At 72.8% G+C, this 26,491-nt stretch carries 32 protein-coding genes; 5 read left to right on the top strand and 27 right to left on the bottom strand.

The features are described from left to right. Position 1: 1 nt before the first annotated feature. The 12 genes from GBB76_RS00675 to GBB76_RS00620 all read right to left on the bottom strand — a co-directional run bounded on the left by GBB76_RS00675 (position 2) and on the right by GBB76_RS00620 (position 10,547). Positions 2–1,567, bottom strand: a complete 1,566-nt coding sequence (locus tag GBB76_RS00675; RefSeq protein ID WP_152301499.1) for a Do family serine endopeptidase — start codon at positions 1,565–1,567, stop codon at positions 2–4. A gap of 92 nt (positions 1,568–1,659) precedes the next feature. Then, positions 1,660–2,154 carry a cytochrome c-type biogenesis protein gene (locus tag GBB76_RS00670; protein WP_152301498.1) on the bottom strand — a complete coding sequence of 165 codons (495 nt, stop codon included), beginning with the start codon at positions 2,152–2,154 and terminating at the stop codon, positions 1,660–1,662. After that, positions 2,151–2,342 (bottom strand): DUF2283 domain-containing protein, encoded by a 192-nt coding sequence (locus tag GBB76_RS00665; protein WP_152301497.1) that lies wholly within the window; start codon positions 2,340–2,342, stop codon positions 2,151–2,153. Before GBB76_RS00665 ends, GBB76_RS00670 begins: the two co-directional genes overlap by 4 nt. Continuing rightward, complete coding sequence (locus tag GBB76_RS00660; protein ID WP_152301496.1) at positions 2,339–2,587, bottom strand: DUF4258 domain-containing protein; 249 nt, start codon at positions 2,585–2,587, stop codon at positions 2,339–2,341. Before GBB76_RS00660 ends, GBB76_RS00665 begins: the two co-directional genes overlap by 4 nt. 3 nt (positions 2,588–2,590) lie before the next feature. Continuing rightward, positions 2,591–4,603, bottom strand: a complete 2,013-nt coding sequence (locus GBB76_RS00655) for a heme lyase CcmF/NrfE family subunit (RefSeq protein ID WP_152301495.1) — start codon at positions 4,601–4,603, stop codon at positions 2,591–2,593. Positions 4,604–4,790: 187 nt separating this feature from the next. Continuing rightward, positions 4,791–5,237: a cytochrome c maturation protein CcmE gene (ccmE, locus tag GBB76_RS00650; RefSeq protein ID WP_152301494.1), complete on the bottom strand. Its 447-nt coding sequence runs from the start codon at positions 5,235–5,237 to the stop codon at positions 4,791–4,793. Positions 5,238–5,241: 4 nt separating this feature from the next. After that, positions 5,242–6,387 (bottom strand): c-type cytochrome biogenesis protein CcmI, encoded by a 1,146-nt coding sequence (gene ccmI, locus GBB76_RS00645; RefSeq protein WP_152301493.1) that lies wholly within the window; start codon positions 6,385–6,387, stop codon positions 5,242–5,244. 135 nt (positions 6,388–6,522) lie between these two features. After that, positions 6,523–6,990 (bottom strand): YMGG-like glycine zipper-containing protein, encoded by a 468-nt coding sequence (locus tag GBB76_RS00640; RefSeq protein ID WP_152301492.1) that lies wholly within the window; start codon positions 6,988–6,990, stop codon positions 6,523–6,525. A gap of 93 nt (positions 6,991–7,083) precedes the next feature. Then, entirely contained in the window at positions 7,084–8,469 is a 1,386-nt protein-coding gene (locus GBB76_RS00635; RefSeq protein WP_152301491.1) for a sensor histidine kinase, read from the bottom strand. Further along, complete coding sequence (locus tag GBB76_RS00630; RefSeq protein ID WP_152301490.1) at positions 8,469–9,170, bottom strand: response regulator transcription factor; 702 nt, start codon at positions 9,168–9,170, stop codon at positions 8,469–8,471. Before GBB76_RS00630 ends, GBB76_RS00635 begins: the two co-directional genes overlap by 1 nt. A gap of 319 nt (positions 9,171–9,489) precedes the next feature. Next, entirely contained in the window at positions 9,490–9,762 is a 273-nt protein-coding gene (locus GBB76_RS00625; protein ID WP_152301489.1) for a hypothetical protein, read from the bottom strand. Further along, a complete protein-coding gene (locus tag GBB76_RS00620; protein WP_152301488.1) occupies positions 9,759–10,547 on the bottom strand; it encodes a glycoside hydrolase family 108 protein in 789 nt (262 codons plus the stop codon). The genes GBB76_RS00625 and GBB76_RS00620 overlap by 4 nt, the downstream gene beginning before the upstream one ends. Before the next feature lie 147 nt (positions 10,548–10,694). Here GBB76_RS00620 and GBB76_RS00615 point away from each other — a divergent pair, with 147 nt between their 5' ends. Continuing rightward, on the top strand, positions 10,695–11,192 hold the full coding sequence (locus tag GBB76_RS00615) for a hypothetical protein (RefSeq protein WP_152301487.1): 498 nt from the start codon (positions 10,695–10,697) through the stop codon (positions 11,190–11,192). A gap of 10 nt (positions 11,193–11,202) precedes the next feature. Here GBB76_RS00615 and GBB76_RS00610 read toward each other — a convergent pair whose 3' ends face one another. The 14 genes from GBB76_RS00610 to GBB76_RS00545 all read right to left on the bottom strand — a co-directional run bounded on the left by GBB76_RS00610 (position 11,203) and on the right by GBB76_RS00545 (position 23,205). Beyond that, on the bottom strand, positions 11,203–12,078 hold the full coding sequence (locus tag GBB76_RS00610) for an arabinofuranosidase catalytic domain-containing protein (protein ID WP_152301486.1): 876 nt from the start codon (positions 12,076–12,078) through the stop codon (positions 11,203–11,205). Position 12,079: 1 nt separating this feature from the next. Next, on the bottom strand, positions 12,080–12,385 hold the full coding sequence (locus tag GBB76_RS00605) for a hypothetical protein (RefSeq protein ID WP_152301485.1): 306 nt from the start codon (positions 12,383–12,385) through the stop codon (positions 12,080–12,082). Between the two features lie 27 nt (positions 12,386–12,412). Further along, complete coding sequence (locus tag GBB76_RS00600; RefSeq protein WP_152301484.1) at positions 12,413–13,099, bottom strand: DUF2793 domain-containing protein; 687 nt, start codon at positions 13,097–13,099, stop codon at positions 12,413–12,415. A gap of 26 nt (positions 13,100–13,125) precedes the next feature. Further along, complete coding sequence (locus GBB76_RS00595) at positions 13,126–17,037, bottom strand: glycoside hydrolase/phage tail family protein (protein ID WP_152301483.1); 3,912 nt, start codon at positions 17,035–17,037, stop codon at positions 13,126–13,128. Between the two features lie 334 nt (positions 17,038–17,371). After that, positions 17,372–17,809, bottom strand: coding sequence for an NlpC/P60 family protein (locus GBB76_RS00590; protein ID WP_152301482.1), 438 nt, complete (start codon positions 17,807–17,809; stop codon positions 17,372–17,374). Between the two features lie 2 nt (positions 17,810–17,811). Continuing rightward, complete coding sequence (locus GBB76_RS00585; RefSeq protein ID WP_152301481.1) at positions 17,812–18,675, bottom strand: DUF2163 domain-containing protein; 864 nt, start codon at positions 18,673–18,675, stop codon at positions 17,812–17,814. A 151-nt stretch (positions 18,676–18,826) separates the two neighbouring features. Further along, complete coding sequence (locus GBB76_RS00580; RefSeq protein ID WP_152301480.1) at positions 18,827–19,468, bottom strand: DUF2460 domain-containing protein; 642 nt, start codon at positions 19,466–19,468, stop codon at positions 18,827–18,829. Beyond that, positions 19,469–20,068, bottom strand: a complete 600-nt coding sequence (locus GBB76_RS00575) for a phage tail tape measure protein (protein ID WP_152301479.1) — start codon at positions 20,066–20,068, stop codon at positions 19,469–19,471. A 197-nt stretch (positions 20,069–20,265) separates the two neighbouring features. Next, the gene (locus GBB76_RS00570) at positions 20,266–20,481 is read right to left on the bottom strand and encodes a rcc01693 family protein (protein ID WP_256366645.1); all 216 of its coding nucleotides are present in this window, start codon (positions 20,479–20,481) and stop codon (positions 20,266–20,268) included. After that, complete coding sequence (locus tag GBB76_RS00565) at positions 20,478–20,855, bottom strand: gene transfer agent family protein (RefSeq protein ID WP_152301477.1); 378 nt, start codon at positions 20,853–20,855, stop codon at positions 20,478–20,480. The genes GBB76_RS00570 and GBB76_RS00565 overlap by 4 nt, the downstream gene beginning before the upstream one ends. Positions 20,856–21,191: 336 nt before the next feature. Next, entirely contained in the window at positions 21,192–21,599 is a 408-nt protein-coding gene (locus GBB76_RS00560) for a phage major tail protein, TP901-1 family (protein ID WP_152301476.1), read from the bottom strand. Between the two features lie 223 nt (positions 21,600–21,822). Then, positions 21,823–22,239: a DUF3168 domain-containing protein gene (locus tag GBB76_RS00555; RefSeq protein WP_152301475.1), complete on the bottom strand. Its 417-nt coding sequence runs from the start codon at positions 22,237–22,239 to the stop codon at positions 21,823–21,825. A gap of 82 nt (positions 22,240–22,321) precedes the next feature. Beyond that, positions 22,322–22,642 carry a head-tail adaptor protein gene (locus GBB76_RS00550; RefSeq protein ID WP_152301474.1) on the bottom strand — a complete coding sequence of 107 codons (321 nt, stop codon included), beginning with the start codon at positions 22,640–22,642 and terminating at the stop codon, positions 22,322–22,324. Continuing rightward, on the bottom strand, positions 22,639–23,205 hold the full coding sequence (locus GBB76_RS00545) for a head-tail connector protein (protein ID WP_152301473.1): 567 nt from the start codon (positions 23,203–23,205) through the stop codon (positions 22,639–22,641). The genes GBB76_RS00550 and GBB76_RS00545 overlap by 4 nt, the downstream gene beginning before the upstream one ends. 93 nt (positions 23,206–23,298) lie before the next feature. On the opposite strand from GBB76_RS00545, the gene GBB76_RS00540 reads away from it, so the two are divergent. The 4 genes from GBB76_RS00540 (at position 23,299) to GBB76_RS00525 (ending at position 25,117) form a co-directional block, all read left to right on the top strand. Further along, positions 23,299–24,027 carry a trypsin-like serine protease gene (locus GBB76_RS00540; protein WP_152301472.1) on the top strand — a complete coding sequence of 243 codons (729 nt, stop codon included), beginning with the start codon at positions 23,299–23,301 and terminating at the stop codon, positions 24,025–24,027. Positions 24,028–24,301: 274 nt separating this feature from the next. Beyond that, a complete protein-coding gene (locus tag GBB76_RS00535; RefSeq protein WP_152301471.1) occupies positions 24,302–24,514 on the top strand; it encodes a hypothetical protein in 213 nt (70 codons plus the stop codon). Positions 24,515–24,584: 70 nt separating this feature from the next. Then, positions 24,585–24,797: a hypothetical protein gene (locus GBB76_RS00530; RefSeq protein WP_152301470.1), complete on the top strand. Its 213-nt coding sequence runs from the start codon at positions 24,585–24,587 to the stop codon at positions 24,795–24,797. Between the two features lie 107 nt (positions 24,798–24,904). Further along, positions 24,905–25,117, top strand: a complete 213-nt coding sequence (locus tag GBB76_RS00525; RefSeq protein ID WP_152301469.1) for a hypothetical protein — start codon at positions 24,905–24,907, stop codon at positions 25,115–25,117. 71 nt (positions 25,118–25,188) lie between these two features. On the opposite strand, the gene GBB76_RS00520 is transcribed toward GBB76_RS00525, so the two are convergent. Further along, positions 25,189–26,433 carry a phage major capsid protein gene (locus GBB76_RS00520; protein ID WP_152304696.1) on the bottom strand — a complete coding sequence of 415 codons (1,245 nt, stop codon included), beginning with the start codon at positions 26,431–26,433 and terminating at the stop codon, positions 25,189–25,191. Positions 26,434–26,491: the final 58 nt, after the last annotated feature.

Here is a 26,491-nt window from a genome sequence, read left to right as displayed (position 1 = left end):
ATCAGCCGCGCTGCTCGCCGAGGGAGATGGCGACGAAGCGGGTGCCCTGCTCGGACTTGACGCGCATCAGGACGGCCTTGCGGTTGTCCTTCTTGGCGGTGGCGAGGCCATCGCGCACGTCGGCCGGGGTCATGACCGGCTTGCCGGCCACATCGAGGATGACGTCGCCCGCCTTCAGGCCGCGCTCGGCGCCCGGGCCGTTCGGGTCGACCTCGGTGATCACCACGCCCTGGTCGCCGGCACCGGCGACACCCTTGGCGGGGGCCAGCGAGAGACCGAGGCGCGGCACGCCATGGGTGCCCGGCTCGGCGTCGCCGCCCTTCTTGTCGACGGAGGCGACGTCAGTCGGCAGCTGCTCGAGCGTCACCGGGACGGTGATCGACTTGCCGTCGCGCAGCACGCTCAGCTTCACCGTGACGCCCGGCTTCTTGCGGGCGATCTCACGCGACATCTCGCGGGAGTCCTTGATGGTCTCGCCGTCGATCGCGGTCACGATATCGCCGGGCTTGAGGCCGGCCTTGTCGCCGGGGGTGCCGGGCTGCACCTGGGCGATCAGCGCGCCGTCGGTCTCCTTGAGGTCCATCGCCTCGGCGACCTCGTCGCTGACCGGCTGGATCTGCACGCCGACATAGCCGCGCGCCACCTGGCCGCCGGACTTCAGCGCCTCGACCACCTCGGAGACGGTCTCGGAGGGAATGGCGAAGGCGATGCCGACATTGCCGCCCGAGGGGGAGACGATGGCGGTGTTGACGCCGATCACCTCGCCGTCGAGGCCGAAGGTCGGGCCGCCCGAATTGCCGCGGTTGATCGGAGCGTCGATCTGGAGGAAGTCGTCATACGGGCCCGAGCCGATGTCGCGGCCACGCGCCGAGACGATGCCCGCCGTGACGGTGCCGCCGAGGCCGAACGGGTTGCCGACCGCGACCACCCAGTCGCCGACGCGCGGGGCCTTCTCGGCCAGCTTCACCCACGGGAAGTTCGACTTGCCATCGACCTTCAGCAGCGCGACGTCGGTGCGCGGATCGGTGCCGATCACCTTGGCGGTGAAGGTCTTGCCGTCCGTGGTGGTGATGTCGACTTCCGAGGCGCCGTCGACCACGTGGTTGTTGGTCACGACATAGCCGTCGGCGGAGATGAAGAAGCCGGAACCCTGGCCGACGACGGCGCGATGGCCGGGGCCGCGGCGCGGGCCCATGTCGGGGCCGCCGGGGCCACCCTGGCCGCCGAAGCCGAAGCGGCGCATGAAGCGCTCGATCTGCGGGGGAACGTTCTGGTTGCCCATGCCCTCGTCGTCATTGGCGGCGACTTCGTCCTGGTCCTTCTTCACCTTCACGCTGACGACGGCGGGCGAGACCTTCTCGACGATGTCGGCGAAGGAGAACGTGCCGGCCGCCTGATTGGTGGTCAGCTGGGCAGCGGCCGGGGTGATGGCCTCGGGAAGCACCAGCGCGCCGAAGGCGCCGCCGGCCAGCGCCAGCGTGAACACGCCGGCGAGCAGCCGGGAGCGGCTGTGGCGCAGCGTGGAGGACGAAGGGGTGCGGGTCTGGTTGAGCGCGTTGCGCGGCATGTGTCGTTCCTCGTTCGACAAATCACTCTCCCCTCAGGGAGCGTTGACGAGGAACCTAGAGAGCGTCGCCTTAACGCAGGCTGGCGGCGGCGTTAAAGTTTCGTAACGTCCGGTGCGGCCTCGCCGAGCGCCGCGCGCAGGCGCGCCTCCTCCTCCGGCGAGAGCGGGACGACCGCCTCCGAGGGGGCGGCGCGGCGCCGGTAGGCGACGAAAAGGCCGATCCCGCCGACCAGCAGCACCGCGAAGGGCGCCAGCCACAGGATGACATTGGCGCCGTGCCAGGTCGGGCGCAGCAGCACGAACTCGCCATAGCGCGAGACCAGATAGTCCATCACCTCGCGGTCGCTGTCGCCGGCGGCGATGCGCTCGCGCACCAGCAGGCGCAGGTCGCGCGCCAGCGGGGCGTTGGAATCGTCGATCGACTGGTTCTGGCAGACCATGCAGCGCAGCTCGACGGAGAGGGCGCGCGCACGCGCCTCCTGCGCCGCATCGGGCAGAACCTCGTCAGGCTGCACCGCCGCCGCCGGGCCGGCGAGCAGCAGGGCCAGCAGGAGGGCGGCCCCGACGGACCGAAACAATCGCGTCATTCGGCGGCTTCCGTCAGGACTTCAGGCGCCAGCTTCTCGCGCGCCTGCAGCAGTTCCAGCGCGAGGATATGACCCTGCGCGTCATAATCGAGCACGACGCCAGGCGACACTTCCTCGCTGTCGACGACGGTGCCCGCGCTGAAGCGGACATAAAGCGCATTCGCCTCGGGATCATATTTGAGTTTCATCGCCGCGCTCCGCGATCAAAGAAGGCCGTGACGACGAACGCCGCGCCGCCGGCCGGCCGGTAGACTACACGCAAAATCCGCCCATCGCGCTCGGGGATCGCCCCGAAGGCCCGCAGGAGGGACGGGTCGCCGGGGTCCGCTTCCACGCGCTCCGGCGCATCCAGCGTGCGCTCGACCCAGCTCATCTCGATGCCCCGTTCGGCCATCGCGACCTTCGCATGGTCACTGAGGCGAAAATCCGCCACGCCTCACTCCGCCGGCACCGGCGCGGCCGGGTCGGGCTTTTCCTCCGGCCGGGCCTTCGGCTTCTTCGCCGGCTTGGGCGCGCCGACGCGCAGGCGCCGGTCGCTCAGCGACAGCACCCCGCCCAGCGCCATCACCAGCGCGCCGATCCAGATCAGCGTCACCAGCGGCTTCCAGTAGGCGCGCACGCCCACCGCCCCGCCGGGCAGTTCGTCGCCGACGCTCACATAGAGCTGGCTGAAGCCGATGGTGCGGATGCCGGCCTCGGTGGTCGGCATGTTGCGGGCGGTGAACAGGCGCTTGGCCGATTCGATGGTGCCGACCTCAGCGCCGCCGCGCCGCACCGAGAACACCCCGACCAGATCGCGGTAGTTCGGCCCGGTGCGCGGCTCCAGCCGGTCGAGGGTGAGTTCGTAGCCGCCGACCTCGAAGCTGCCGCCGACCTTGACGCCGGTGATGCGCTCGGCGTTCCAGTTGGTCTCGGCGATGATGCCGAACAAGCAGATGCCCACGCCCGCATGGGCCAGCGCCCCGCCGAAGGCCGAACGCGGCAGGCCGCGCAGCCGGGCGAAGGCGGTCGCCAGCGGCAGCCGGCCGAAGCCGGCGCGCTCGACGATCTCAACCGCGGCGCCGATGACGACGAAGGCCGCCAGCCCCATGCCGAAGGGCGCCAGCAGCGGCCCGCCGCCCTGCGCCCAGGCGGCAATGGCGGCGGCGAGGATGGCGGCGCCGAAGGCCAGCATCAGGCGCTGGCTCGCCCCGGCGAGGTCGCCGCGCTTCCAGGCCAGCAGCGGGCCGAACGGCATGGCGAAGGCGACGGGGAGCATCAGCGCGCCGACCGTCAGGTTGAAATAGGGCGGGCCGACGGTGATCTTCTCGCCGTTGAAGGCTTCCAGCGCCAGCGGGTAGAGCGTGCCCACCAGCACGGCGGCGGCGGCGGCGGTCAGCAGCAGGTTGTTCAGCACCAGCGCGCCCTCGCGCGAGACCGGCGCGAACAGGCCGCCCTGGCGCAGCATCGGCGCCCTCAGCGCGTAGAGCGCCAGCGAGCCGCCGATGAAGAAGATCAGGATGCCGAGGATGAACACGCCGCGCGAGGGATCGGTGGCGAAGGCGTGCACCGAGGTCAGCACGCCCGAGCGCACGAGGAAGGTGCCGAGCAGCGACAGCGAGAAGGCGAGGATGGCCAGCAGCACGGTCCACACCTTCAGCGCGTCGCGCTTTTCCATCACCACGGCGGAATGGATCAGCGCGGTGCCGGCGAACCACGGCATCAGCGAGGCGTTCTCCACCGGGTCCCAGAACCACCAGCCGCCCCAGCCCAGCTCGTAATAGGCCCAGTAGGAGCCCATCGCGATGCCGAGCGTCAGGAAGCCCCACGCCGCCAGCGCCCAGGGCCGCACCCAGCGCGCCCAGGCGGCGTCGATGCGCCCCTCGATCAGCGCCGCGACGGCGAAGGCGAAGGTGATGGAGAAGCCGACATAGCCGAGATAGAGCAGCGGCGGATGGATGGCGAGGCCGATATCCTGAAGGATCGGGTTGAGGTCGTTGCCCTCGGCCGGCGGCGGCACCACCCGGGCGAAGGGGTTCGAGGTCAGCAGGATGAACAGCAGGAAGGCGACCGCCACCGAGCCCTGCACGCCGAGCACATTGGCCTTGAGCCGCTCCGGCAGATTGGAGCCGAAGAGCGCCACCAGCGCCCCGAAAATGGCCAGCACCAGAACCCAGAGCAGCATCGAGCCCTCATGGTTCCCCCATGTGCCGGTGATCCGGTACAGCAGCGGCTTGGCCGAATGCGAGTTCTCGACCACGTTCAGCACCGAGAAGTCGGACTGCACATAGGCGCTCACCAGCGCCGCGAAGGCGAGGGCGACGAAGCCGGCCAGCGCCAGCGCCAGCGCCGAGCCGACCCGCATCAGCGCCGCATCGCCCGTGCGCGCGCCCCAGATCGGGATCACCGTCATCAGGATGGCGACGGCGAGCGAGAGGACGAGGGCGTAATGGCCGAATTCCGGGTTCATGCGAACACCCTTCCCTGCCGGCGGGCATGCTTCGCGGCTGCCTCGCCCATGAAGCCGTCATCCCGGACGGCCGCCAGGCCGATCCGGGAGCGCGTGCCGATGATGGCGCAGGAACCGGCAGCCGATCCCGGCTCGCGGCTGCGCCGCGTCCGGGACGACGCCGAAAAAAGGCGGCGCGGAAAAACCCTCACGGCTTGCCCTCCCCTTCCTTCCACACGCCCTGCTTCTTGAGGGCGTCGGCGACTTCCTTGGGCATGTAGTTCTCGTCGTGCTTGGCCAGCACGCTGTCGGCGCGGAAGGTGCCGTCGGGCGCCATGGTACCCTCGGCGATCACGCCCTGTCCCTCGCGGAAGAGGTCGGGCAGCAGGCCGACATAGTTCACGGCGAGATCGGCCCCGCCATCCGTCACCACGAAGCGCACATGGGTGTTGTCGGACTTCACGACGCTGCCGTCCTTCACCAGCCCGCCGAGCCGCAGCCGGGTGCCCGGCGCGGTGCGCTCGGCGGCGATGTCGCTCGGCGAGCGGAAGAACACGATGGTGTCGTTCAGCGCGAACAGCACGAGGCCGGCGGCCAGCGCCAGCGTACCGAGCGCGCCGGAGATCAGCAGAAGGCGGCGTCCCTTGCGGGTCATGGCGTCAGCTCCCGAGGCCGAGTTCGCGGGCCAGCGCGTCGATGCGCCCGAGCGCGCCGTCATCCTTGGCGAAGTGGGTGCGGGCCTGCGCGGCGGCGGCCTTCGCCTTGTCGGCCTCGCCGAGCACGTTCCAGGCGCGCATCAGCCGCAGCCAGCCCTCGATGTCGTCGCCGTCCTGCGCCAGCCGGTCGGACAGGCGCTGGACCATGTCGCGCACCATCTGCTGGCGCTGTTCCGGGGTGAGGTTCTCGGCTGCCGCCACGTCGGCGGCGCCGGGACCCGACCCTTGCCCCGGCGCCTGCGCGGCCGCCGGCGGCGGAGCGCCGACGCGGGTAAGGGATTCGCGCACCAGCCCGAGCCAGGGCGCGTCGGGCGGCGAATCGGCCGCCAGCGCGCCCCAGATGCGCGCGGCCTCGGCCGGCTGGCCGTCCTGCTCGGCGGCGAGGCCGAGGAAATAACGCGCCTTGGGATCGCCTGGCGACGCGGCAAGCGCCGCCTGGAAGGCGGCCTTGGCCTCGGTCGTGACGACGCCGCCGGCCTGCGCGACCAGCGCCTCGCCGAGTCCGGTCTGGCGCTGCGGCGAGGAGCCCAGCAGGCGGATGGCGGTGTTCCACGCCCGCACCGCATCGTCGATGCGGCCGAGCCGGGCATAGATCGGCGCCACCACCTCATAGCCGCGCCCGTCATCGGGGTTGGCTTCCAGATGGCCCTCGACCTTGCGGATCAGGATCGCGATGTCGGACTGGTCGGGGCGCGCCTCCAGACGCTGCGCCAGCGGCTGCGGCGGGTAGAGCGGGGAGCCGAGGAAGAAATAGAGCCCGCCGGCCAGCAGCGGCACCCCGATGAGCGCGATCACCGCGACCGCCCGGCGGCGCAGGTCCGCGCCACGGACAAAGGCGCCCCCCGCCTCGGTCTCGGCCGAGGCGCGCAGGATGCGGCGAGCGACCTCGGCCCGCGCCGCCTCGCCCTCGGCGCCGCCGATGAGACCGGAGGCGCGGTCGCGCTCGATCTCGGCGAGCTGGTCGCGGTAGACGGCAAGGTCCGCCTGCGCCGAGCCGGCCGGCACGACGCCCGCGCCGGTGCGCAACGGCCAGAGCACCGCCAGAACGGCGGCGGCGGTCATCAGCGAGAAGGCGATCCACAGCAGCATTAGTCTTCCTCTAATGCGCTGAGGTAGCCGACCGGGAGGCCGGCGCCAATCCGTATGCGCCCCAGTCGGATCGCCGCAGGCTCACAGTCGCGCGAGTCTGAGCGCGCCCTGCGTCAGCCCGCCACGGGTCGCGCGTCAGCCGGAAACCGGCGACCAGGTGCCGTCCGGGTTGCGGCAGGCGGTGCCGCGCGCGGTCTGCGGCTGGCCGTTGATGTAGATGGTGTGGGTGAATTCGCGGCACTTGGGCGAGCCGCCGCGCGCATAGGTCGGGCCCGGCACGATGGTGCCGTAGGCGCCGCTCTCGCCGCGCCAGCTCACCGGCGCGCCGGGCGTGCCGTTCTCCAGCGCCTGGTTCTCGGCATCGCGGGCGCGGGCACGGTCCGCCTGGTCCAGCGCGTTGCCGATCGAGCCGCCGATGAGGCCGCCCACCGCCGCGCCGACAAGCGTGCTGGCGGTGTTGTGGCCGACGACCTGTCCGATCACGCCGCCCGCCACCGCGCCGATGGCCGCTCCGCCCACGGTGTTCGGATTCTCCTGGGCGGTGCTGCAGCCCGCCAGGACACCGCCGATGAGGCCAATGGCCACGAGATGGTGTGCGCGCATGAAAAGAGACCCTCCGGCTCGCTCAAGGAATGAATGGCACCAAGCGAGAGGAATAGGGCGAAAGCGCGGCCCCGTCACCTGTAGCGTGACACCTCAGGCCGCCGGAAGCCGCACGACGCAGCGCAGCCCGCCGAAGGGCGAGCGGTCGAGCGACAGCCGCCCGCCATAGAGCGCGGCGAGTTCCGACACGATGGAAAGCCCCAGCCCGGAGCCCGGCACGGTCTCGTCGAGCCGCTTGCCGCGCTTGAGCGCCTCGGCCTGTTCGGCCGGGGTCAGGCCCGGCCCGTCATCGTCGATGACGATCTCGAAATAGGCCCGCTCGCCTGGTGTCTCCGGCACCGGCGCCACCGCGATCTCGACCAGCGAGCGCGCCCATTTGCAGCCATTGTCGACGAGGTTTCCGAGGATTTCCTCAAGGTCCTGCCGCTCGCCGCGGAAGCGCACGCCGTCGGCGACCTCCGCCTCCACCGCGACGCCCTTGCCGCGATAGACCTTGCCGAGCGTGCCCGCCAGCCGCTCCACGATGGGGCCGACCTCCTCCACCGTGGTGACGACCGAGGCGCGCGCCGCCATGCGCGCGCGCTCGAGATGGTGCGCCACCTGCCCCTTCATGATCTCGGCCTGCTCGCCCACCTTACCGGCGAGCGCGTCGCCGGGCGCCAGCGAGGCGGTGCGCGCGGCCTCGTTCTGCAGCACGGAGATGGGGGTCTTCAGCGCATGGGCGAGATTGCCGACATGGGTGCGGGCGCGCTCGACGATTTCGCGATTGGTCTCGATCAGCGCGTTCACCTCCGCCGCCAGCGGGGCGATCTCGACGGGATAGTCGCCCTCGATGCGGTCGGCGCGGCCGGTACGCACGGCGTGCAGCGCGGCCAGCATGCGCTTGAGCGGGCGCAGGCCGAACAGCACCTGAAAGACAAGGGTGAGCAGGAAGGCCGCGCCAAGCACGGCGAGCGTCACCGCCAGCGCGCGGTCGAAGGCTTCCACCTCCTCCTCGATCTCGCCGGAATCGGCCGCCACCGCCACCGCGTAGCGCCCGTCCTCGCCAAGGTCGACGATACGCTCGACGATGCGCAGCTTCTGGTCCGCCGGACCCTTGCCATAGCCTTCGCGCAGGCCCGACAGGTCCGCCTGCCCCTCGCGCTCGAACAGCGGCGGCAGCGTGCCCTCGGGCAGCGAGCGCGAGGTCTTCACCTGCCGCGCCGGCCCGTCGGTGCGGGTGATCTGCCAGTACCAGCCGGAAATGGGGAAATTGAACAGCGGGTCGCCCAGCGTCGTCGGCTCCGGCATGGTGCCGGAGGCGGAATTGGCGACATCGGCCACGATGGTCTTGAGATAGACGTCGAGCCGCTGGTCGAAGGCGCGCTCCACCGCGTCGCGATAGACCTGATGCAGCGCGAAGCCGGTGATCAGCAGCACGCAGACGCTGACCACCGTCGCCGAGACGAACAGGCGTAGCGCCAGCGAGCCGGCGCGCATCAGCGCGGACCGTCCTGACGCGCGTTCTCCTGACGGGCATTCTCCGGCGGCACCAGCAGGTAGCCGAGCCCGCGCACGGTCTGGATCACGTCGACGTCGAGCTTCTTGCGCAGCCGGCCGACGAAGACCTCGATGGTGTTGGAATCGCGGTCGAAGTCCTGATCGTAGAGATGCTCGACCAGTTCGGTGCGCGAGACCACCCGCCCGGTATGGTGCATGAGATAGGCGAGCAGCCGATGCTCGTGCGAGGTCAGCTTCACCTGCTTGCCGTTCACCGTCACCCGGCCCGAGCGTGTGTCGAGCATGACCGGCCCGCAGGTCAGTTCGCTCGCCGCATGCCCGGCCGAGCGGCGCAGCAGCGCGCGCAGCCTCGCCAGCACCTCCTCCATGTGGAAGGGCTTGGCGACATAATCGTCGGCGCCGGCGTCGAAGCCTTGCACCTTGTCGCTCCAGCGGTCGCGCGCGGTGAGGATCAGCACCGGCATCTTGCGCCCCTCGCGGCGCCAGGCCTCCAGCACCGACAGCCCGTCCATCTTCGGCAGGCCGATGTCGAGCACCACGGCGTCGTAGGGCTCGGTATCGCCGAGGAAATGGCCCTCCTCGCCGTCATGGGCGCGGTCGACGGCATAGCCGGCATCGACCAGCGCCTCGTGGAGCTGCCGGTTGAGATCGGGATCGTCCTCGACAACGAGCAGGCGCACGTCCACTCCCCACGCTTGACCGCGCGACGCAGGCGCGGCGCGGGCAGAATGCCACCGCGCGGCGCGGATGTCAGGTGCGGGGTGCCTCGTCGTCTCCCGTCATCCCGGACAGCCGCCGGCCGATCCGGGATCGTCCCGCCGGCGGCGCACGATCCCGGCTCTTCGCTGCGCTGCGGCCGGGATGACGGCGTGAACCTATTTCCCGCCCCTCCACCCGCACAGTTCCCGACCTACCGCATTGTGCGCCTTCACCTGCCGGATGGTCGGGTCGGTGTCGGCGCGCGCCCAGCTTATGGGCCGGAAGGCGCCGCACGCGCCCCTAGTCGCGGCGGAAGGCGTCGTCGTCGCGCAGCCGGCCATCGACGCCATTGCGCCGGTCAGCGTCAGCACGCGCGCGATCCGCGCGCTCGATCGTCTCCACGACATCGCGTTCTCCCTCCAGCCGGCAGGCCTCGCGGCCCTCGCTGCGTCCCTTGAGATAAAGCCAGCCGGCCGCCGCCAGCGCGGCCAGCGCCAGCACGCCGGCCCGCCCGAGCGGGCTCGACAGCAGGGTCGACAGCAGGCTTGTCAGCACGCCGAGCAGCGCCGTCATCGCGCGCCCTCCCCGGCCGCGATGCGCCGGAGCGCGCCGTGCAGCGTCAGCCCGACGCCGGCCAGCACCAGCGCGGCGAACAGCCATTTCAGCGGGCCGGCATAGGCGGCGAGCGGGGCCAGCCGGTCGGCCTGCTCGGCCACCATGGCGCCGAGCGTGCCCGCCCCGGCGATCAGCCCGCCCGCCCCCTCCGGGGTGCGCGAGAGCCGCGTATCGGCGGGCCGCGCCTTGCCGCCGGCCCCCTCTGCAACCTGCGCGGGTGCGCCGCCGCGCGTCATCGCCCTGGCGGCCGCGCGCACCTCGCTCACGCGCCGGGTCCATCCGGCGCCGAAGGTCGGGAAGGTCCTCAGCGCGCGCAGCATGGCGAGCCGGCGCTCGCAGACCGCCTCGATGAGCGCGGCGGCATCCGCCCCGGCGAGCGCGGCCAGCGTCGCCTCGCCGACCTGCCCGTCGGCCGCCACGCCGAGCCCGCGCTGGAGCCATTTCGCCGCCTGCACCGGGCCGGAATGCACCGCCGCGTCGAACACGCAATAATCGACGCCGGCCGGCAGTTCGTCGGCGCGCACGGCTTCCCAGTACTGCCGGCGATAGATCGCCGCGACCTCGCCCGGCGCGATCAGGCGCACGGCGCGCACCTCCTCGCCGCGCCGGCAGCGCCAGCCGTCATAGACCCGCTGGGTGATGCCCTTCATGGTCGCCCCGCCGGGATCGGCGGGATGGTCGGCATAGCCGCCCTCATGCACGAGGACGCGCCTGATCGCCTCGTCGAAGCTCGACGCGGTCATGGTAAGCTCCCGCAACTGTGGATAACCGGGCGTTAACGATTCATTAACCACGACACTACCGGGACACGGTTGCGCCGCAGCGAAGTTTGCCGGACGATTTTGTCCTCACCGTTCAGTGGGTTCCGCGATCAGGGAGGTCCGCTCGGCATGGCCAGGGATGACAAGCTCGTCGACGATCTGAGGAGCATCTTCGACGATGCCCGCCGCAGCTCGGGACAGGTGCAGGCCGAGGCGCTGCTCGCCGCCGCGCCGATTGCGCTGCGCGGCGAGGCCCGCACCCTCGGCTACATGCGCGACCGGCTGACCCAGGAAAGCTACCGCGCCATCTGCCGCGCCATCGGCGACGAGCTGGACCGGCTCAATGGCGAGATCACCCGCCTGCGCCGCTTCGAGCGCATGGCGACCGTGGTCGAGGAAGCGCGCAGCCGCATCGCTGCCGGCCCGGTCCTGACCCCGCGTGCACCCGCGCCCCGGCCGTCGACGATCATCGGCCCCCGGCTGCCGGCGACGATGGCCGCGCGCGCCGGCACGGACGCGGCGGCGGGATCATCGACAGCGCCCGCCCCGGCGCCCCGCATCCTGTCCCGGCCGGCGGCACCCGCCCCGCGCCCGGCGCCGTCCGAAGCCCCCGGCCCGGCCGAATAGCGGCGCCGCCTCACGGCAGCAGCCGCGCCAGCGCCCGGTCGAGAGTGGCGATGTCCGGCGCGCCCTGCGCGAGGACGAAGGCCGCCAGCCCGCCGGAATGGAAGCTGGAGCCGAGGCCCGAGCCGACGCGGACCGGCAGGTTCTGGTCGGTGTCGGCGAAGGGCCCGGGACCGTGCCATGCGCCGGTAATGACGGCGCCGTCCACCGCCGCGTCGATCTGCGCCGTCACCGGGCGCCACCGGCCGATGATGCGGCGCCACGCCCCGCTGGCGATCGCCGGGCCGAGCACGTCGGCATAGGCATCCGTGTTCAGGCGCCGCCCTCCCGGCACGACGGCGGTCCCCACGGAGAGCTGCGCGCGGCTGACCACGCCGCCGCCGACCGCCGCGAACCCGATCATGCGGGTGCCGGCCAGATCGCGCAGCGCCACCGCCCCCATCGCGACCGCCGGCTGGGCGCGGGAGAAGCCGAGGCTGGCGGCGATTTCGAGAAAATCGTCGCTGCCGTCGAAGGTCATCGCCGGCCGGCCGCCCGGCCCGGTGCCGGGCACGCCGGCATTGACGAGGCGCGGCTGGTAGGCGGCGCCCGCCTGCTCGGCATGGCGCCCGTTGCCGCTCTGGTCGTACCAGGCGACGACATGGCCGGAGCCGGCGCCGACGAAGGCGAGCAGCGCCGCCATGTCGAGCCGCCGGCCGGCGAAGCCGATATCGGCCTGCGCGTCGTCGGTGGAACGCCGCACCCGCAGGCAGGGTCCGGCATAAGCGGAGAACAGCCGTTCCAGCCCGAACGCGGCATAGATCTGGCCGGCGAAGCCATCGAGCGGCGCGGGCGTGCCGGCCGGACGGCGGCGGGCGAGGTCGAGGGACATTCCGAGGGATGCCGCCATCTCAGTCGATCCGGTGGATGACGAGGCCGGCCGTGGTCCCGGTCGCCAGCACGCGCCGGACGAGGAATTCGAGCACGCTCGCCTGTCCCAGCGGCACCGGCAGGGTCAGCGGCGCGTCGTCCGCCGCGTCGAGCGGCAGGATGCGCACCTCCGCGCTCGCCAGCGTCGCCGGCACGAAGACGCGCAGGCGCGCATAGCGCGGCAGGTCGTTGGCGTCGTCCGGCACCACGAGCGCGCCGGAGCGGCCGAGCGCGGCGGGCGAGAGGGCGCGGCCCCGCCAGGGGTCCTTGGCGGCAGTGTAGGGCATGGGGGTCTCCCGCGGCTGATGTGGGGCTCAGATGTCGAAGGCGAGGTAGGAGAGGACGAGGCGCACCCGCCCCCCGGTGAAGGCGCCGCCCAGCGCGGTGACGCGCAGCGGCGTGTCGGCGTAGAAGGCCTGCGGGCCGATGACGCCGACATTGGTCGCCCCCGGCGCCACGCTTAGCAGCCCGCCGAATTTCGAGGTCTCCCCGGCGATGCCGACCTCATAGGCGGTGGCGCCGGTCACCGCCGCCAGCGTGCGGCTGGCGACGGCGAGGCCGATGGCGCGGTTCGGGATGGCGAGCGTGGCCTCGACGACGGCACCGGCGAGATCGAGCTCCTCCTCCGCCGCGCACAGCCGCACGCCGCCGCCGGGCGTGGCGGCGAGAAGATCGCGCCAGCCGATGCCGTCATGGGTCAGCGTGCGCCCCTCGGCCTCGACATAGGCGCGCCAGCCGGCGCCGGGGACGAGAAAGCGCCAGCCGGCGTCGTGGAGCGCCACCTCGCCCTCATGGCCGGCCCAGTCGCCGGTGGCGCCGGCCGCCACGATGTAGCGCTCGCCCGGCACGGGATCGGCCGGCGGGGAGGTGAGGCTGCGCTCGCGCACGCAAAGCTGCGCCAGCGCGTCGAGCCGCAGCAGCGCCTCGTTATGGGTCACGTGCTTCTGCGCCTGCGCCGCCGCGATCAGCGGCAGCGCCAGCAGGGGTGTCGTCTCGCTCATTTGGTTTCCTGTCGGTGGACGGGCGGTCAGGTCGCCAGCCGCGCCTCCAGCGCCGCCCCGGCGCCGACCTCGGCGGAAAGCTGGACGATGCGGACATCGAGGAAGGGCCGGGCGGCGCCGAAATCGGCGATCTCGTCGGCCGCCGCATAGGTGACGGACGGGCCGGAAGCGGCGAGGCGGCGCACCGCCTCTCCCCCGTCGAGGATGGCGACCTCATAGGCTTCGCCGCTCTCGCCGAGCGGCACCTCGACCAGATCCCAGGAATCCCCGCCCGTCCGCGTTCGCCGCGTCCAGCCGATCGTCACGCCTTCCGGCGTGCGGCGGGCGCGGGCATGCACGGGGGCGAGCGGGCGCAGCGCCTGCGGGCCGGCGACGGCGGCGATCTCGGCGACGGCGGGGTCGCCATGGTCGCGGTCGGCGCGGCCGACGCGCAACACCAGCGCGCGCCCGAGCATGTCGAGCCCGCCGGCGACGGGAATGAGATTGGCGTCGATCCGCATCAGCCGCGTGCCCGCCGGCCAGGCCATCGCGGCGCGGGCCTCGGTGCCGAGCTGGCCGCGCAGCAGGCCGGAAAGTCGCCAGCGCCGCGCGCCGGTCAGCTCGGCCTCGGCGAACTGGATCGCCTCCAACTCCCCGGAGGGCGCGATCAGCGCCAGCGCGTTCGCCCCGCCGAGCACCGCCTCCTCGCTGGCGGCGGCGATCAGCCCGCCGTCGAGTTCGATGTCGAGCGATGTCCGGTTCCAGCGCCAGCACGGGCCGGGCGGCAGATCGGTCAACGTTTCGCCCGTCACCGCCGGCGCAGGGATGGTGGCGACGCGCTCGAAGCTCGCCCCGTCCACCGCCCGCCACACGGCGAGGCTGCCCGGCCACGGCGCGAGGAAGGCGCCGAGCCACGCCAGCACCGGCGCGCCCTCCCCGCCCGGCAGCGGCAGGGCGAGAAGCTGCACCTGCGGCGGTCCCTCGCCCGCCGGCAGTTCGGGCGAGACCGGCCGGCCCGCCTGCACGGCAAGGTCGAACACGGCGGGGTCGATGCTGCGCGCGCTCACGAGGCGCGCCTCGCGGTCCTCGATGGCGGTGATCTCCAGAAGCCGCGCGCGCCCGTCGCGGTCCAGCCGCACAAGGTCGCCCGGCTCCAGCGCCAGATGCGAGGGCGGCAGCGTTAGGCTCGCCGTCTCGCGCCCGGCCCAGATATCCTGAAGAAAGCGGTCGGCCAGCCCCGCCGCGAAGCCGGGATCGGTCACCATGGCGACGTCGAGCCCGGTTGCCGCCTGCGCCGCCCCGGCGAGCCGGCGCGAGGAGGCGGTGGCGCGGCGGTAGTCGCCATTGCCGTCGACGAAGCCGAGCGTGGCGCTGGCGGGGAGTTCGCCCTCGGCGGCCCGCACGAGGCGAGGCGGGGCGATGCCCTCGCCGGCGGCGATGTCCTCATCGGTGAGAAGCGCGCGCACCCGCCCGCCGCGACGGCGCAGCGCCAGCCCCTCGCCGCGCTCGACGAGATCGAAGGCGAAGGCCTGCGCCAGCGGCTCCAGCGCGGCGCGTGCGGTCATCGGCCGGTCCACCACATAGCCGTCGACGACACCGGAAAGCGTCGCCGTGTCGATCTGGTCGACCCCGAAATCGGCCGCCAGCGCGGCGGTCAGCTCGGCCAGCGGGGCGGCGCCGAGCCGGCCGCTCAGCCAGTGGCCGGTGTCCCAGTTGGCTCCGTCCGCCCACACTTCGCGGGCGAGCGGAAAGACCGGGAAGGGCCGCGCGTCCCAGCTCCAGGCGAAGATCGACGCCGGCTCCACCATCCGCCCGCCGGGCAGCGCGGGCGCGGCCGGGTTGAGCGCAAGCGAACTGGCGAAGCCCGCCAGCGTCGCCTCGATCAGCCGGCGCTGCATCAGGTCGTCGCGCCGCCCGCTGGAGAAGGGCGGCAGGCCGCCATCGGCGGATTTGGCGTCGGGGAACACGCTCGGCCGGTTGGCGCCCTTGTCGACCGCCGGGCAGCCGATCTCGGTGAGACGCACCGGCTTTGAGCCCGGCACCCAGGCGGTCGGCGCCGCCTGCCGCACGCCGCCGACGCGCTCGTGATGGGCATGGCTCCACCAGCCCGCAACATCCTTCTGGCGAAACAGCCAGGGCTCGCCATAAGCCCCGTCGGTGATCGGCAGGCGCGCCTGCGCGGCGCGCGCATCCTCGTCCGGGTAGTACCAGTCGAAGGCCTCACCGCCGGCGAGATTGCCGGCGAGATAGGCGGGATCGTGCAGGCTCTCATGGTCCTGCGCGTCGAGATGGCCGTCGCCGTCGCGCCAATCGGCGAGCGGCGGGTACCAGTCGATGCCGATGAAATCGAGCGCGGGCGCCGCCCAGAGCGGATCGAGCGGGAAGCGAACCTCCGCCCCGCCATCGCGCACATGGGCGCCATATTCGGCCCAGTCGGCGGCATAGCCGACCCGGGTTCCCGCGCCGACCATGGTCTTCACCTGCCCCGCCAGCGCGGCGAAGGCGGCGGCGGCGGGATAGACGCCGGGCGCCGCGCGCACACGGGTCAGCGCCGCCATTTCCGAGCCGACGAGGATCGCCTCCACCCCGCCCGCCAGCACCGAGAGGCGGGCATAGTGCAGCACCATGCGGCGCAGCGACCATTCCTCCGGGCCGGAATAGACCACCCGCCCGCCGGCAATCGCGAAATCGCCCGCCTCGGCCGCGCCGAACAGGGCGGCGAGCTGCGCGCCGGCCTCGCCCGTGCCGTCCGGCGAGCCGGGCCGGCCGGGCGCGGGGTGGCAGGTGATGCGCCCGCGCCACGGGTACGCCGGCTGGCCGGGCTCCCCGCTCCACGGGTCGGGCCGCGTGTTGCCGGCGGGAATGTCCATCATCACGAAGGGATAGAGCGTCACCGCCAGCCCGCGCGCCTTCAGCGCCTTGATCGCCTCGACCACGCTGTCGTCGGAGGGCGTGCCGCCATAGGCCGGGCGCCCCTCGTGCTGACTGACGAGGGTGGCACTCTCGCGGGTCTGCCCGGCCACCCGCCAGACGACGGGAAAGGGCAGCATCTGCGTCGGCTTCACCCGCCGCTCGACGCCGGGCCGGATCGCGCAGACGCCGGCCCGCAGATCGTCGCCGAACCAGCTCACCACCAGCGCCACGCGCTCGATGTTCGGGCAGGTGGCGAGAAGCTGGTCGAGCGCGGCGGAAAAGTCGCTGGCATGGGTGGCGACATGCCGGTTTTCCGGCTGGTAGACGCCGGGCCGGTCCACCCGCACCACCTCGCGCGGGTCGTAGCCGAATTCGGTGGCGCCGGGGATCAGCGTCACCGCGCGCAGCTCGCGCTCCAGCGTGCCGACCGCGCGCTCCACCTCGACCGAAATCTGCGGCAGCCGGTTGCCGAACGGGGCCAGCGCCAGCCGCTCGAACACGAGATAGGCCAGCCCGCGATAGGCCGGCGCGCCGGGCACGCGCGCCTCGATCAGCGGATCGGGAAGCTGGTCCTCGCCGCCGAGGTGCCGCCGCACCAGGCGTCCGCGCGTGTCGAGCGGGCGCCCGTCCGCCCAGATGCGGCCGATCCGCGTCACCGGCCCCTCGCACAGCCCGACCGCGAAGCTGCCGAAATAGCTGTAGCTGGTGGTGGTGACGGCGCCGGCACTGCCACCGAGTGTGCCGCCCTTGCCGCCGGACGCCTGCGTCTGGGTGGAGATCACCTCCTCCACCGGCGCCGCCCAGATCACCTGGCCGGAAAGCCGGGCGCGGCCATAGAGGCGCGGCATCGCCGCCCCCTCGGTGGAGGTCATGGTGCCGAATTCGGCGAGGCGCGGCCCCTCGGCCCGGCGGCCGGGGTTGAGCACGAGGCTGTCGACGGCTGAGCCGCCGAGCGCGCCGAGCGCCCGCCCGGCCAGCGCGCCGACCGGCCCGAGCAGAGCCCCGCCGACCGCCCCGCCAAGGGCGCCAAGAATGAGTGTGGCCATGGGGGCTCCGTTGGAAAGCGCGATAGGCGCGGTCTGTCAGGCCGTCATCCCACCCGACCGTCATCCCGGCCGAGCGCAGCGAGAGCCGGGATCGCCTGCGGAAGTGGAGAGCGGGGGCGGAGAGCGATCCCGGATCGGCCGGCGGCCGTCCGGGATGACGGCGCCCCCTCAAAGCACCCTCATCCCCGGGCTTGACCCGGGGACCCAGCCCAACGGCGCGCGCCCGGTCGGAGGCTGGGTGGCCGGGTCAAGCCCGGCCATGAGGGTGGAAGGGTGGGAGGGTGCGAGGGCGCGAGGGCGCAAGGGCCGCGCGGCGGCACAGCGAAATCGCCCCTCACGTCCCCGGAAAGGCGAAGGCGAAGGCCAGCCGCCGGCGCCACCAGGGGGCGAGGCACACCTCGGCCACCGCCGCCTCGTCATGGGCGTGCACCATCCGGTCCGGCGCGACGAGGATCGCCGCGTGCTTGGCGGGAAAGCCCTCGCGCCAGCGGAACAGCAGCACGTCGCCCGGCGCGATGGCCTCGGAAGCGACCGCGCGCATGTGGCGGCCGGCGGCATCGGCCATCTGCTCGGCCTTCGTCGCCTCGGCCCAGTCGGGGGCGTAGGGCGGCAGGCCCTGCGGCTCGGCCCCGACGACCGCCCGCCACACGCCGCGCACCAGCCCGAGGCAGTCGGCGCCGTGGCCCCTGCAGGAGGCGCGGTGCAGATAGGGCGTGCCGATCCACGCCCGCGCCTCGGCGACGACGAGGGCGCGCCTGTCACCCGCCTCCATCGCTACTGCCCTCCCGGCAGGGCGACGCGCAGCACCGCGTCATTGCCCGGCATGTGCGGGAATCCGCGAAAGTTGGCCGTGTTGGCGAAGCGGTCGCGGCAGGTCTCGAAGCGGCGGTCGCAGCCGGCCGTCACGGTGAAGCCGTCGCCCGGGGCGAGCGGTGCGGGCGGGCGCTGCCACAGTTCCAGCCGCGCGCCGCCATCGATGCCATGCGCCTTCACCTCGGTGGCGAAGCCCTCATTGGCGCCGCCGGTGAAGACGAGCCGGCCCTGCGCGAACCAGCCGGCCGCATGGGCATCGAGCCCGCTCGCGGTGAGCAGCCCCGGCCCTTCCACGCCCGCCACCGTGCCGTCGGCCCGATAGGCCGGGCCGTCGAGCGCCACCGTGCAGCGGGCATCGCCGAGATCGGCGTCGCAGCCGGCGGTGAACAGCCGCCCGCGCACCATGTTGAGCGCCGCCGACAGGCCGCGCAGCTCGGCCTGGAAGCTGCCGCCCTCGCGCCGCACCTCGCCGAGCGTGGCGCGCCGCAGCACGAGAAAGTTCTCCGGCGCCGACCAGTCGGCAAGGATCAGCTCGATCGCCGCCCCGTCATAGCGGCCGGCGTCGAGATCGGCCTCGTCGATGAGGTCCGAGGTCAGCGCCGCCGACATCTCGCCGCCGCCGACCGCGAAGCCCAGCGCGCTGGCATCCTCGCTGCCGGAGGCGCCGGAAGCGGCGCGGAACAGCGTGCCGTCGACGAACAGGTCCTCGTCATGCTCGGTCAGGGCGATCACCACGCCGTCGCGGCGGGTGAGGCGCCAGCCGCGCGCCAGCGTCGTCACCCCGCCCGCCAGCGCGGCGGCCAGGCCGGGAGGAATGGTCTTCATCGGCGCCTCCTCACGGTTGATCCGGTTTGGCCTGTCAGAACGTCATCCTGAGGTGCCCGGCCGCCAGCCGGGCCTCGAAGGATGCCGGCCGGGTGCGTCCTTCGAGGCCGCCTGCGGCGGCACCTCAGGATGACGGCGCCCCTGCCGGTGCTCATGGCCGTATCTCCAGAATGGGGATGCGCGGGATCGCCCCGGCCTCGAAGGCGGTGAGGTTCACCTCGAGGAAATCGGTGTCGAAGCGCACCGGCACGTCGAACAGGAAGCCGGCGGTCACGCCCGCGCCCTCATCGGGCACATGGCCGGCGAGGAAGGCGAGCGCGCCGGTGGTGACGTCGAGCGCGAAATGCACGCCCTCGGTCCGCTCGGCCCCGCCCACCGCCACCCGCACCGAGCCGGCGACCGGCTTGGCGATGGGCCGGGCATAGGGCGCGTGAGCGCCGCCATAGGTCTTGGCCAGCGCGAACACCGCGCGTTCACCGTCGCCGGTGCCGATCGGCTGGTCGAACGGCGTCACCCCGGCCCCCGGCGCGGCGGAGGAATGGTCCAGCCGGTCGCGCCAGCGGAAGCCGTAGAGCCGCCCGCGCCGTTCCTCGAAGAAGGCGACGACGGCCGCGAGCTGGGCGAGCGAGGTCACGCCATAGCCGGCATCCCAGCGCCGGCGCGAATGGGCGAGCCGCGTGTTGCGCTCCTCGCGGCCGGTCAGCGTGGTAACGATCTCGGTCGCCCGCTCCGGCCCGCCCGCCGCGCCGAGCGCGATGTCGAGCGGAAACAGAGTTTCGTGGAAGGCCGGCATCTAGAGGCTCCTTTCCCCGCGCGCCACGGCGCGGGCGACGAGGCCGGCGAGATAGGCGTCGGAGCGGCGGAACGCGGTCGCGTCGGGCGTGGAAACGTTCACCGTCACGCTTACCGCCCGCCCGCCCCCGCCGGCGGCGACGCCGAGCCTTCCGTCCGGTCCGCGCCGCAGCGGCAGGATCGCCTCGGCCCCGCGCTCGCCCATCAGGCCGAGCGCACCGCCCGCCATCGGGAAATAGGTGGGCGCGGCCACCACCCCGCCTTCGGCGAAGGGCACGACGCGCCCGGCCGCGAAGGCGCCGCCCTTGGCGAAGCCCGCCGCCCCGCCGAGCGCCCCGCCCAGCACGCTTTGCGCGAGCCCGGCGAGGCCTTGCTCCAGCGGCCGGAACGCCATGTCGAGCGCCAGCGCGGACAGCCGGCCCGCCAGCGAGCGCAGCACGTCGTCGGCCTCGCGGCCCTTCAGCGCCGCCCCGGTCAGCGCGTCGCCGACCACCCGGCCGAAGCCGCGCGCCAGCCGCTCGGCCTCGGCGATCTCGCGGCGGAAGGCGCCGGTATCGGCGGCGATCTCGACGGTCAGCCCGTCTTCCATCTCGTCGGCCATTTCCCTGTGCCTCGCTCACGGCGGTTGCAGATTTCGCCCGCCGCAGCGCGGCGATTTTCTCCCGGGTCCCGGATCGGCGTTCCGCCTGCGGCGTCACTTGTCCGGGACACGAGGCAAGCTGTTTCCCGGACAAGGTGCGCATCGCGCACCGGCGCTCCGGGACCCAGCGAAAAATCTTCGGCCGACTTCCCCCGCCCTCAGTCGGGAAAGCGCGCCATCAGCACGTCGAGCCGGGCGCGGTCGAGCGGCGCGCGGGCCGGCCCGGCGAGGCCGGCGGCGGCGGCCAGCTCGCGCGGCGTCATCCGCCAGAAGGCATCGGGGGCAAGCCCCAGACGCCCGAGGCCGAAGGCCATCGCCTCGGCCCAGGGAAAGGCGCGCGGAAAGGCACGCGACGCAGGCCCGCCGCCGGTCACATCGCCGGCGGCGGATCGGGCAAAGGGCAGGAGGGGCCCTCCCCGGCTCCCGAGGCGTCGCTTCCAGCCGCGCCGAAGGTGGCGGCGATCAGCGCGCCGACGAGGCGGGCGAAGCCCGCCGCCCCACCGGGCGTGGTCATGCGGGCCACCTCCGCCTCGGTGGCGGCCTCGCCCGCCCCGCGCAGCCCCGCCGCCACGATGCGGATGGCGTCGCGCGCCGACAGCCGGCCGCTGGCGAAACGCCCGGTCAGCGCCACCAGGTCCTCGGCGCCGAAGGCGTCCTCCAGCTCCGCCAGCGCGCCGAGCGTCAGCACCAGCGTGCGCGCGCGCCCGTCGAGCTCGGCGGAGATTTCCCCGCGATGCCGGTTGGCCATGGGTGGCTCCTTCTGAATTCAGAGTTTGCCCAGTCGCAACGTCGCTCCGAGCACCGTCATGGCCGGGCTCGACCCGGCCATCCACGTCTTCGCCGACGGAAGACGCCCAGCGAAAAGTCATGGATCCCCGGGTCAAGCCCGGGGATGACGAGGGAGGGAGTGCCGGCTGAAAGCGTCGATGACCGGACAGCGCCCGCACACCCGTTCGTCGAGCCCCCCACCAGAACGCCCTCATCCCCGGGCTTGACCCGGGGACCCAGCCTTCCCATCGGCGGGTCGACGACGTGCCGGGTGGCCGAGTCGAGCCCGGCCATGAGGGCGAACGGGTACCCCCCCTCACAGCGCCGCGAAGGTGATCTCGCCGGCGCTCTCCAGCGCGATGTCGAACGTCACCTCGCGGTCGTGCTCGGCGGCGATCTCCAGCGCCGTGATCTGGAACGGCCCGGCCAGCGTGCCGAAATCCGGCACCACGATCTGCGCCTGCCGGATCGCCCCATCGAAGAAGCTCTGGCGGATCAGCGCATCCGACGCCGCGTCCTTGAACACGCCCGAGCCGGCCACCGAGGCGCGCTTCACCCCCGCCCCGGCGAGCAGCTCGCGCCAGTGCCCGGCGCTCTCGGCATGGGTCACGTCGACCGGCTCGGCGTTGAACGCGATCTGCCGCGAGCGCAGCCCCGCCACGGTGGCATAGGCCGCGCCGTCATGGATCTTGAGCAAGAGGTCCTTGCCCTTCTGCGCCGCCATCGACGGATCCTTTCCTTGCACCCGCCCGGTACGGACGGTATTCAGAGATGGTTAACCCTGTTGGGCTAGATTTGGCGTCGGTGAGCGGCGGCAGACGTCTTCACGTCCTCGCGGTTTGATTCCGCAAACCCCGCCAAGTCACTTCATCTTCCGATTCAACTTCACGCGGATTCCCGAGTCGCGGGAATCGCTTGCGCGCGAAAGCTCGCAGGTTCGGAAAACCTCAATCGGTTTCCGTCACCGCCCGGAAGCGCATCAGCGCGCGATAGGTTCGCCCGCCCGGCTCGCGGCGAATCTCCGCGCTCGACAGGCGCAGATTGACCAGCCGGTGCCCCTCCAGCGCCAGCGGCGCGTCGTGCAGCACCTGCTGCACCAGATGGGCGATGGTGTGCGCCTGCCCATGCCCGCCCTGCCGCGACCAGGCGGCAAGGGTGAGGCGGTGCTCCTGCCCGCTTTCGGTGGCGGTCGACCAGTCGCTCACCTGCGCCTCGCCGAGCGTCACATAGGGAAATTCCGGCGCCGCCGGCGGCACGTCGTGGACGCGTGCCCCGCCCAGCGCGTCGCGCAGCGGGATGTCGGCGACAAGCGCCGCATGGATCGCCCGGCGCAGCTCCGCCGCCGCGCCCGTCACCGTACCCATCGCCGCCTCCCCGTCCTCCGCTCGCCCAGCACAGCGAGCCGGCGCCGCAGCGCCTCCAGCCCCCTCACCCGCACCTCGAACCTCACGGCGTCTCCTCCCGGCAGTCGCAGAGGAGGAAGCGGCCGCGATTGTCGGGATCGCGCACCGCCTCGACGAGGAAGCGCCGCGCGCCCAGCCGCAGCCGGTCGCCCGGCTGAAGCGTCGCCGGCGCGCGCACCGTCACCGCATGGGTCAGCACCGCGCCGGGGCGGTCGGCGATCTCGGCCGGCGCCGCCCGGGTCTCGATGGCGCCCCACAGCGCGTCGACCGCGATGAAGGCGATGGTGACCCCGCCCAGCCCGTCCGGCGTCTCCACCGGCGTCTCGTGCACCAGCCGGTGCCGCAACGAACCGAGCGCGCTCACAGCCGCGTCACCCGGTAGGGGCCGACCAGCGCGTCGAGCCGGGCGGGAAAGGCCGCGCCCGGCCCCGGCACGTCGCGGTGCTCGTAGAAATGCGCCAGCACCACCCGCACCGCCTCGACCAGCGGCGAGGGCACATGGTCGGCGCCCGGGCCGTGCCCGGCCCGCAGGTCGAGCGCGATGCCGGCGAGCGGGCGCCCCGGCGCCGGCACCGCGCCGCGCTCCACCCGGATCAGTGCGGGCAGCCGCGCCGTGTCGGCGGTGAAGGCCGTCAGCGGCACCTCGACATCGCCGCCTTCCGCGCCGATCACATGCGCGGCGAGGATCGCGCGCAGCGGGTTCACCGGCACCGGGATCAGCCCGGAGGCCGGCCAGGCGTCGCGCACGAGGCGCCAGTCCTGGTCGATCAGGCAGCGCCGCGTCAGCGCCTCGACGGTCGCCCGCGCCGCCGTGAGCAGCGAGGCGATCAGCGCGTCCTCGGCGTCGTGATCGACGCGCAGATAGGTCTTGGCCTCGGCGAGCGTCAGCGGCTCGACCGTCGGCCCGGCGAGAAGGATCGCGGGCATGAGGTCCTCTTGTCTGGAAACCGGCGCTGCCGGCGATTGACGTTCCGTCCGGGCGCCGCCACAACGGCGCCGCCCCCTCTTCCGGAGCGACCCATGCGCTGTCTCGCCCGCCCCTTCGCCGCCGCCTGCCTCGCCCTCCTCCTGGCCACACCCGCCCGCGCCATTGTCGGCGGCGAGCCGGCGGATGCGGCGCTGAAGGCGCAGACGGCGATGATCGTCTCGACGCGCGGGGCTTCCTGCACCGGGGTGGTGCTGGGGCCGAACGTGCTGCTGACCGCCGCCCATTGCGTGCAGCCGGCGGCCGACTACGCGGTGGTGGTGTTCGAGCCGGCCGGGCCGCGCCTGATCACGGTGAACCGCATCGCGCTGCACCCGTCCTACGACCCGCATTCCTTCGAAAGCCGCCGCCCGACCCCGGACCTCGCCCTGGTGCGGCTGAACGAGAACCTGCCGGCGGGCTTCCGGCCGGCCGAGCTGTCGGCGCAGGTGGCGCTGCCGGCGAAGCGCACCGGCTTCGTCATCGCCGGCTATGGCGTGACCAAGGACGGCAACGGTGCCTCAGCCGGCACGCTGCGCCGCGCCGAGCTGCCGAGCATCGGCACGACCGGCGGCATCATGGTGCGCCTGTCGGACGGCCCCGCGCGCGGCGGCTGCACCGGCGACAGCGGCGGCCCGGTGCTGGTCGACGGCGTGGTGGCCGGCATCATCGGCTGGTCGACGGCGGCCGGCGGGGCGCGCGGCTGCGGCGGCGTCACCGGCGCGACGCTGGTCGGCCCGCAGCGCGCCTGGATCGACGCCACGCTGCGCGCTCTGACGCGGTAGACGCGCCCCGGCTTGCGGATGTGCTGCGACGCGGATCGCCCGACGCCCGCTCTGGCGGGTCAAATCAGACCGGCGTAAGCTCTATCGTGCACGTATGTGTCGTGTGCGCTCGACTGCGATTTTGTTACAGCCAGACACGCGATTGTTATTGCGTACACGCAATATGACAGTCGCCATATCGCAATTGGCGATGCGCCAGCGCAGCGACTAGGTTCTCCTCACGAAAACGGCGCGGCCGAAACGGGCCGCCGCCCACACTGTGGAGAAGACCAAGATGAACAAGATCCTCCTCGCCGCCGTGGCTCTGGCCACCTTCGGTTCGGTCGCCGCGCAGGCCGCCGATGGCCGTGACGCCAGCCTCTACACCGCCCCTGCCAACGCGCAGGTCCAGGTCGTCGAAGGCCGCAACGCCACGGTGGCCGTGCCCACCACCAACGACGGCTACATCGCCCAGTCCGTCGAGGCTAATGCGCGCTCGACCCGCTGATCTCACGCCCCCCTACTTCCGCCGGCCCCCCGATGTGCGTGAGCGCCGGCTTTCTTCAAGGAAAATGACCATGAACAAGATTCTCGTCGCCGCCGTGGCTCTCGCCGCCTTCGGTTCCGTCGCCGCTCAGGCCGCCGATGGCCGTGACGCCAGCCTCTACACCGCCCCCGCCAACGCGCAGGTCCAGGTCGTCGAGGGCCGCAACGCCGCCGTGGCCGCCCCGGCCGGCACGGACGCCTACATCAACCAGGCCGTCGAGGCGAACGCCCGCTCGACCAAGTGATCATCGCCTGATCGTCAACGCAGTTCCCGGGGCGCCCGCCCCGGGGCACGACCTCTGACGGCGCCCCGTTCGAGCGCGCGCCGTCCCTCTCTTCTGGAGCATCCATCATGAACAAGATCATCATCGCCGCCGTGGCTCTGGCCGCTTTCGGTTCCGTCGCCGCGCAGGCCGCCGATGGCCGTGACGCCAGCCTCTACACCGCGCCCGCCACCGCGCAGGCCCAGGTCATCGAAGGCCGCAACGCCACGGTGGCCGTGCCCACCACCACCGACGGCTACATCGCCCAGTCCGTCGAGGCGAACGCGCGCTCGACCCGCTGATCCCGACCGACCCGACCGTCGTCACATGGGGCGCTCCCGCGAGGGAGCGCCCCTTCTTTTGTCCGCCGGCCTCAGGCCGCGAACTTCAGCAGCTTGATGGCGTCGAAGTCCTGCACGCCGCCGCCGACCCGCTTGGTGGTGTAGAACAGCACATAGGGCTTGGCCGAATAGGGATCGCGCAGCACGCGCACCCCGGCGCGATCGACCACCAGATAGCCGCGGCGGAAATCGCCGAACGCTACCGAGAGGCTGTCGGCGCCGATCCCCGGCATGTCCTCGGCCTCGTGCACGGGGAAGCCGAGCAGGCTCGGCTGCGCCCCCGGCGCGGTCGGCGGGGCCCACAGATACTGGCCGTTCTCGTCCTTGAGCTTGCGCACCGCGCCCTGCGTGCGCCGGCTCATCACGAAGCCGCCATTCTGCCGGTAGCCGGCCTTCACCGCATAGACGAGATCGACCAGCGGGTCGGAGGGGTTGGCGGCGGGGAAGTCGCCGGCCGCGCCGGTGGCCACAAAACCGAGCTTGCCCCACGCCCAGGCGTTCTCCGCCACCGTGTCATAGGCGAGGAAGCCCTTCGGCTTGCCCACCCCGTCGCCGGTCACGAAGGCAGTGCCCTCCTGCGCCGCGAAGGCGGCCTCGACCTCGATGGCGAGCCACTCGTCGATGTTGACCGCCGAATCGTCGAGCAGGGTCTGCGTCGCCGCCGGCATGGCGTAGAGTTCCATGGCCGGGAAGGCGAGTTCGTCCAGCACCGGGCTCGTGGTCTGGGCGCGGGCGCCGGTCTCGGCCACCCAGCCGACCGCCGGGCCGGAGGTCATGAACGGCTTCTTGTAGGTGCCGGCCGAAATCACCCTGACATCGGCGATGGCGCGGATCGGCGACAGGGCGGTGAGCCGGCGGCCGATCTCGCGCTCGGTCTCGGCGGGCACGGTGTAGCCGCCGTCAGTGCCGACCCCGGCGGAGAGCGCCTTGGCCTCCAGCCGCTTCAGCCCGGCCGCCTCGCCGGTACGCACATAGGAGTCGAACGCCGCCTTGTGCTCGCGGGCGGCCAGATCGACCGCGAGATCGCCGCCGCCCAGCGCCGGCCGGCGGGCCTTGAGCACCAGCTCGTCGATCAGCGCCTTCTGGGTGTCGAGCGCGGCGCCGATGCGCTCCACCTTGTCGGCGGTCACGGCGTCGCCGCCGCGCCGCTCCAGCTCGCCGAGGCGCTGGTCGTTTGCGTCCTTGAACGCCTCGAAGGCGCCCATGAATTCCTCGAAGGCCGCCGTCACTTCCGGGCCGGCGGACTTCATCTCGGGGGCGGGATTGCTGGGATCCATGTTGCTCATGTCCATGTTCGGAATGGAAACGCCGTCCCGGACTGGCCGGGAGGAGGAT

This window comes from Ancylobacter sp. TS-1 (assembly GCF_009223885.1).
Classification (GTDB): Bacteria; Pseudomonadota; Alphaproteobacteria; order Rhizobiales; family Xanthobacteraceae; genus Ancylobacter.
This window is presented reverse-complemented; position numbering and strand designations above follow the sequence as displayed.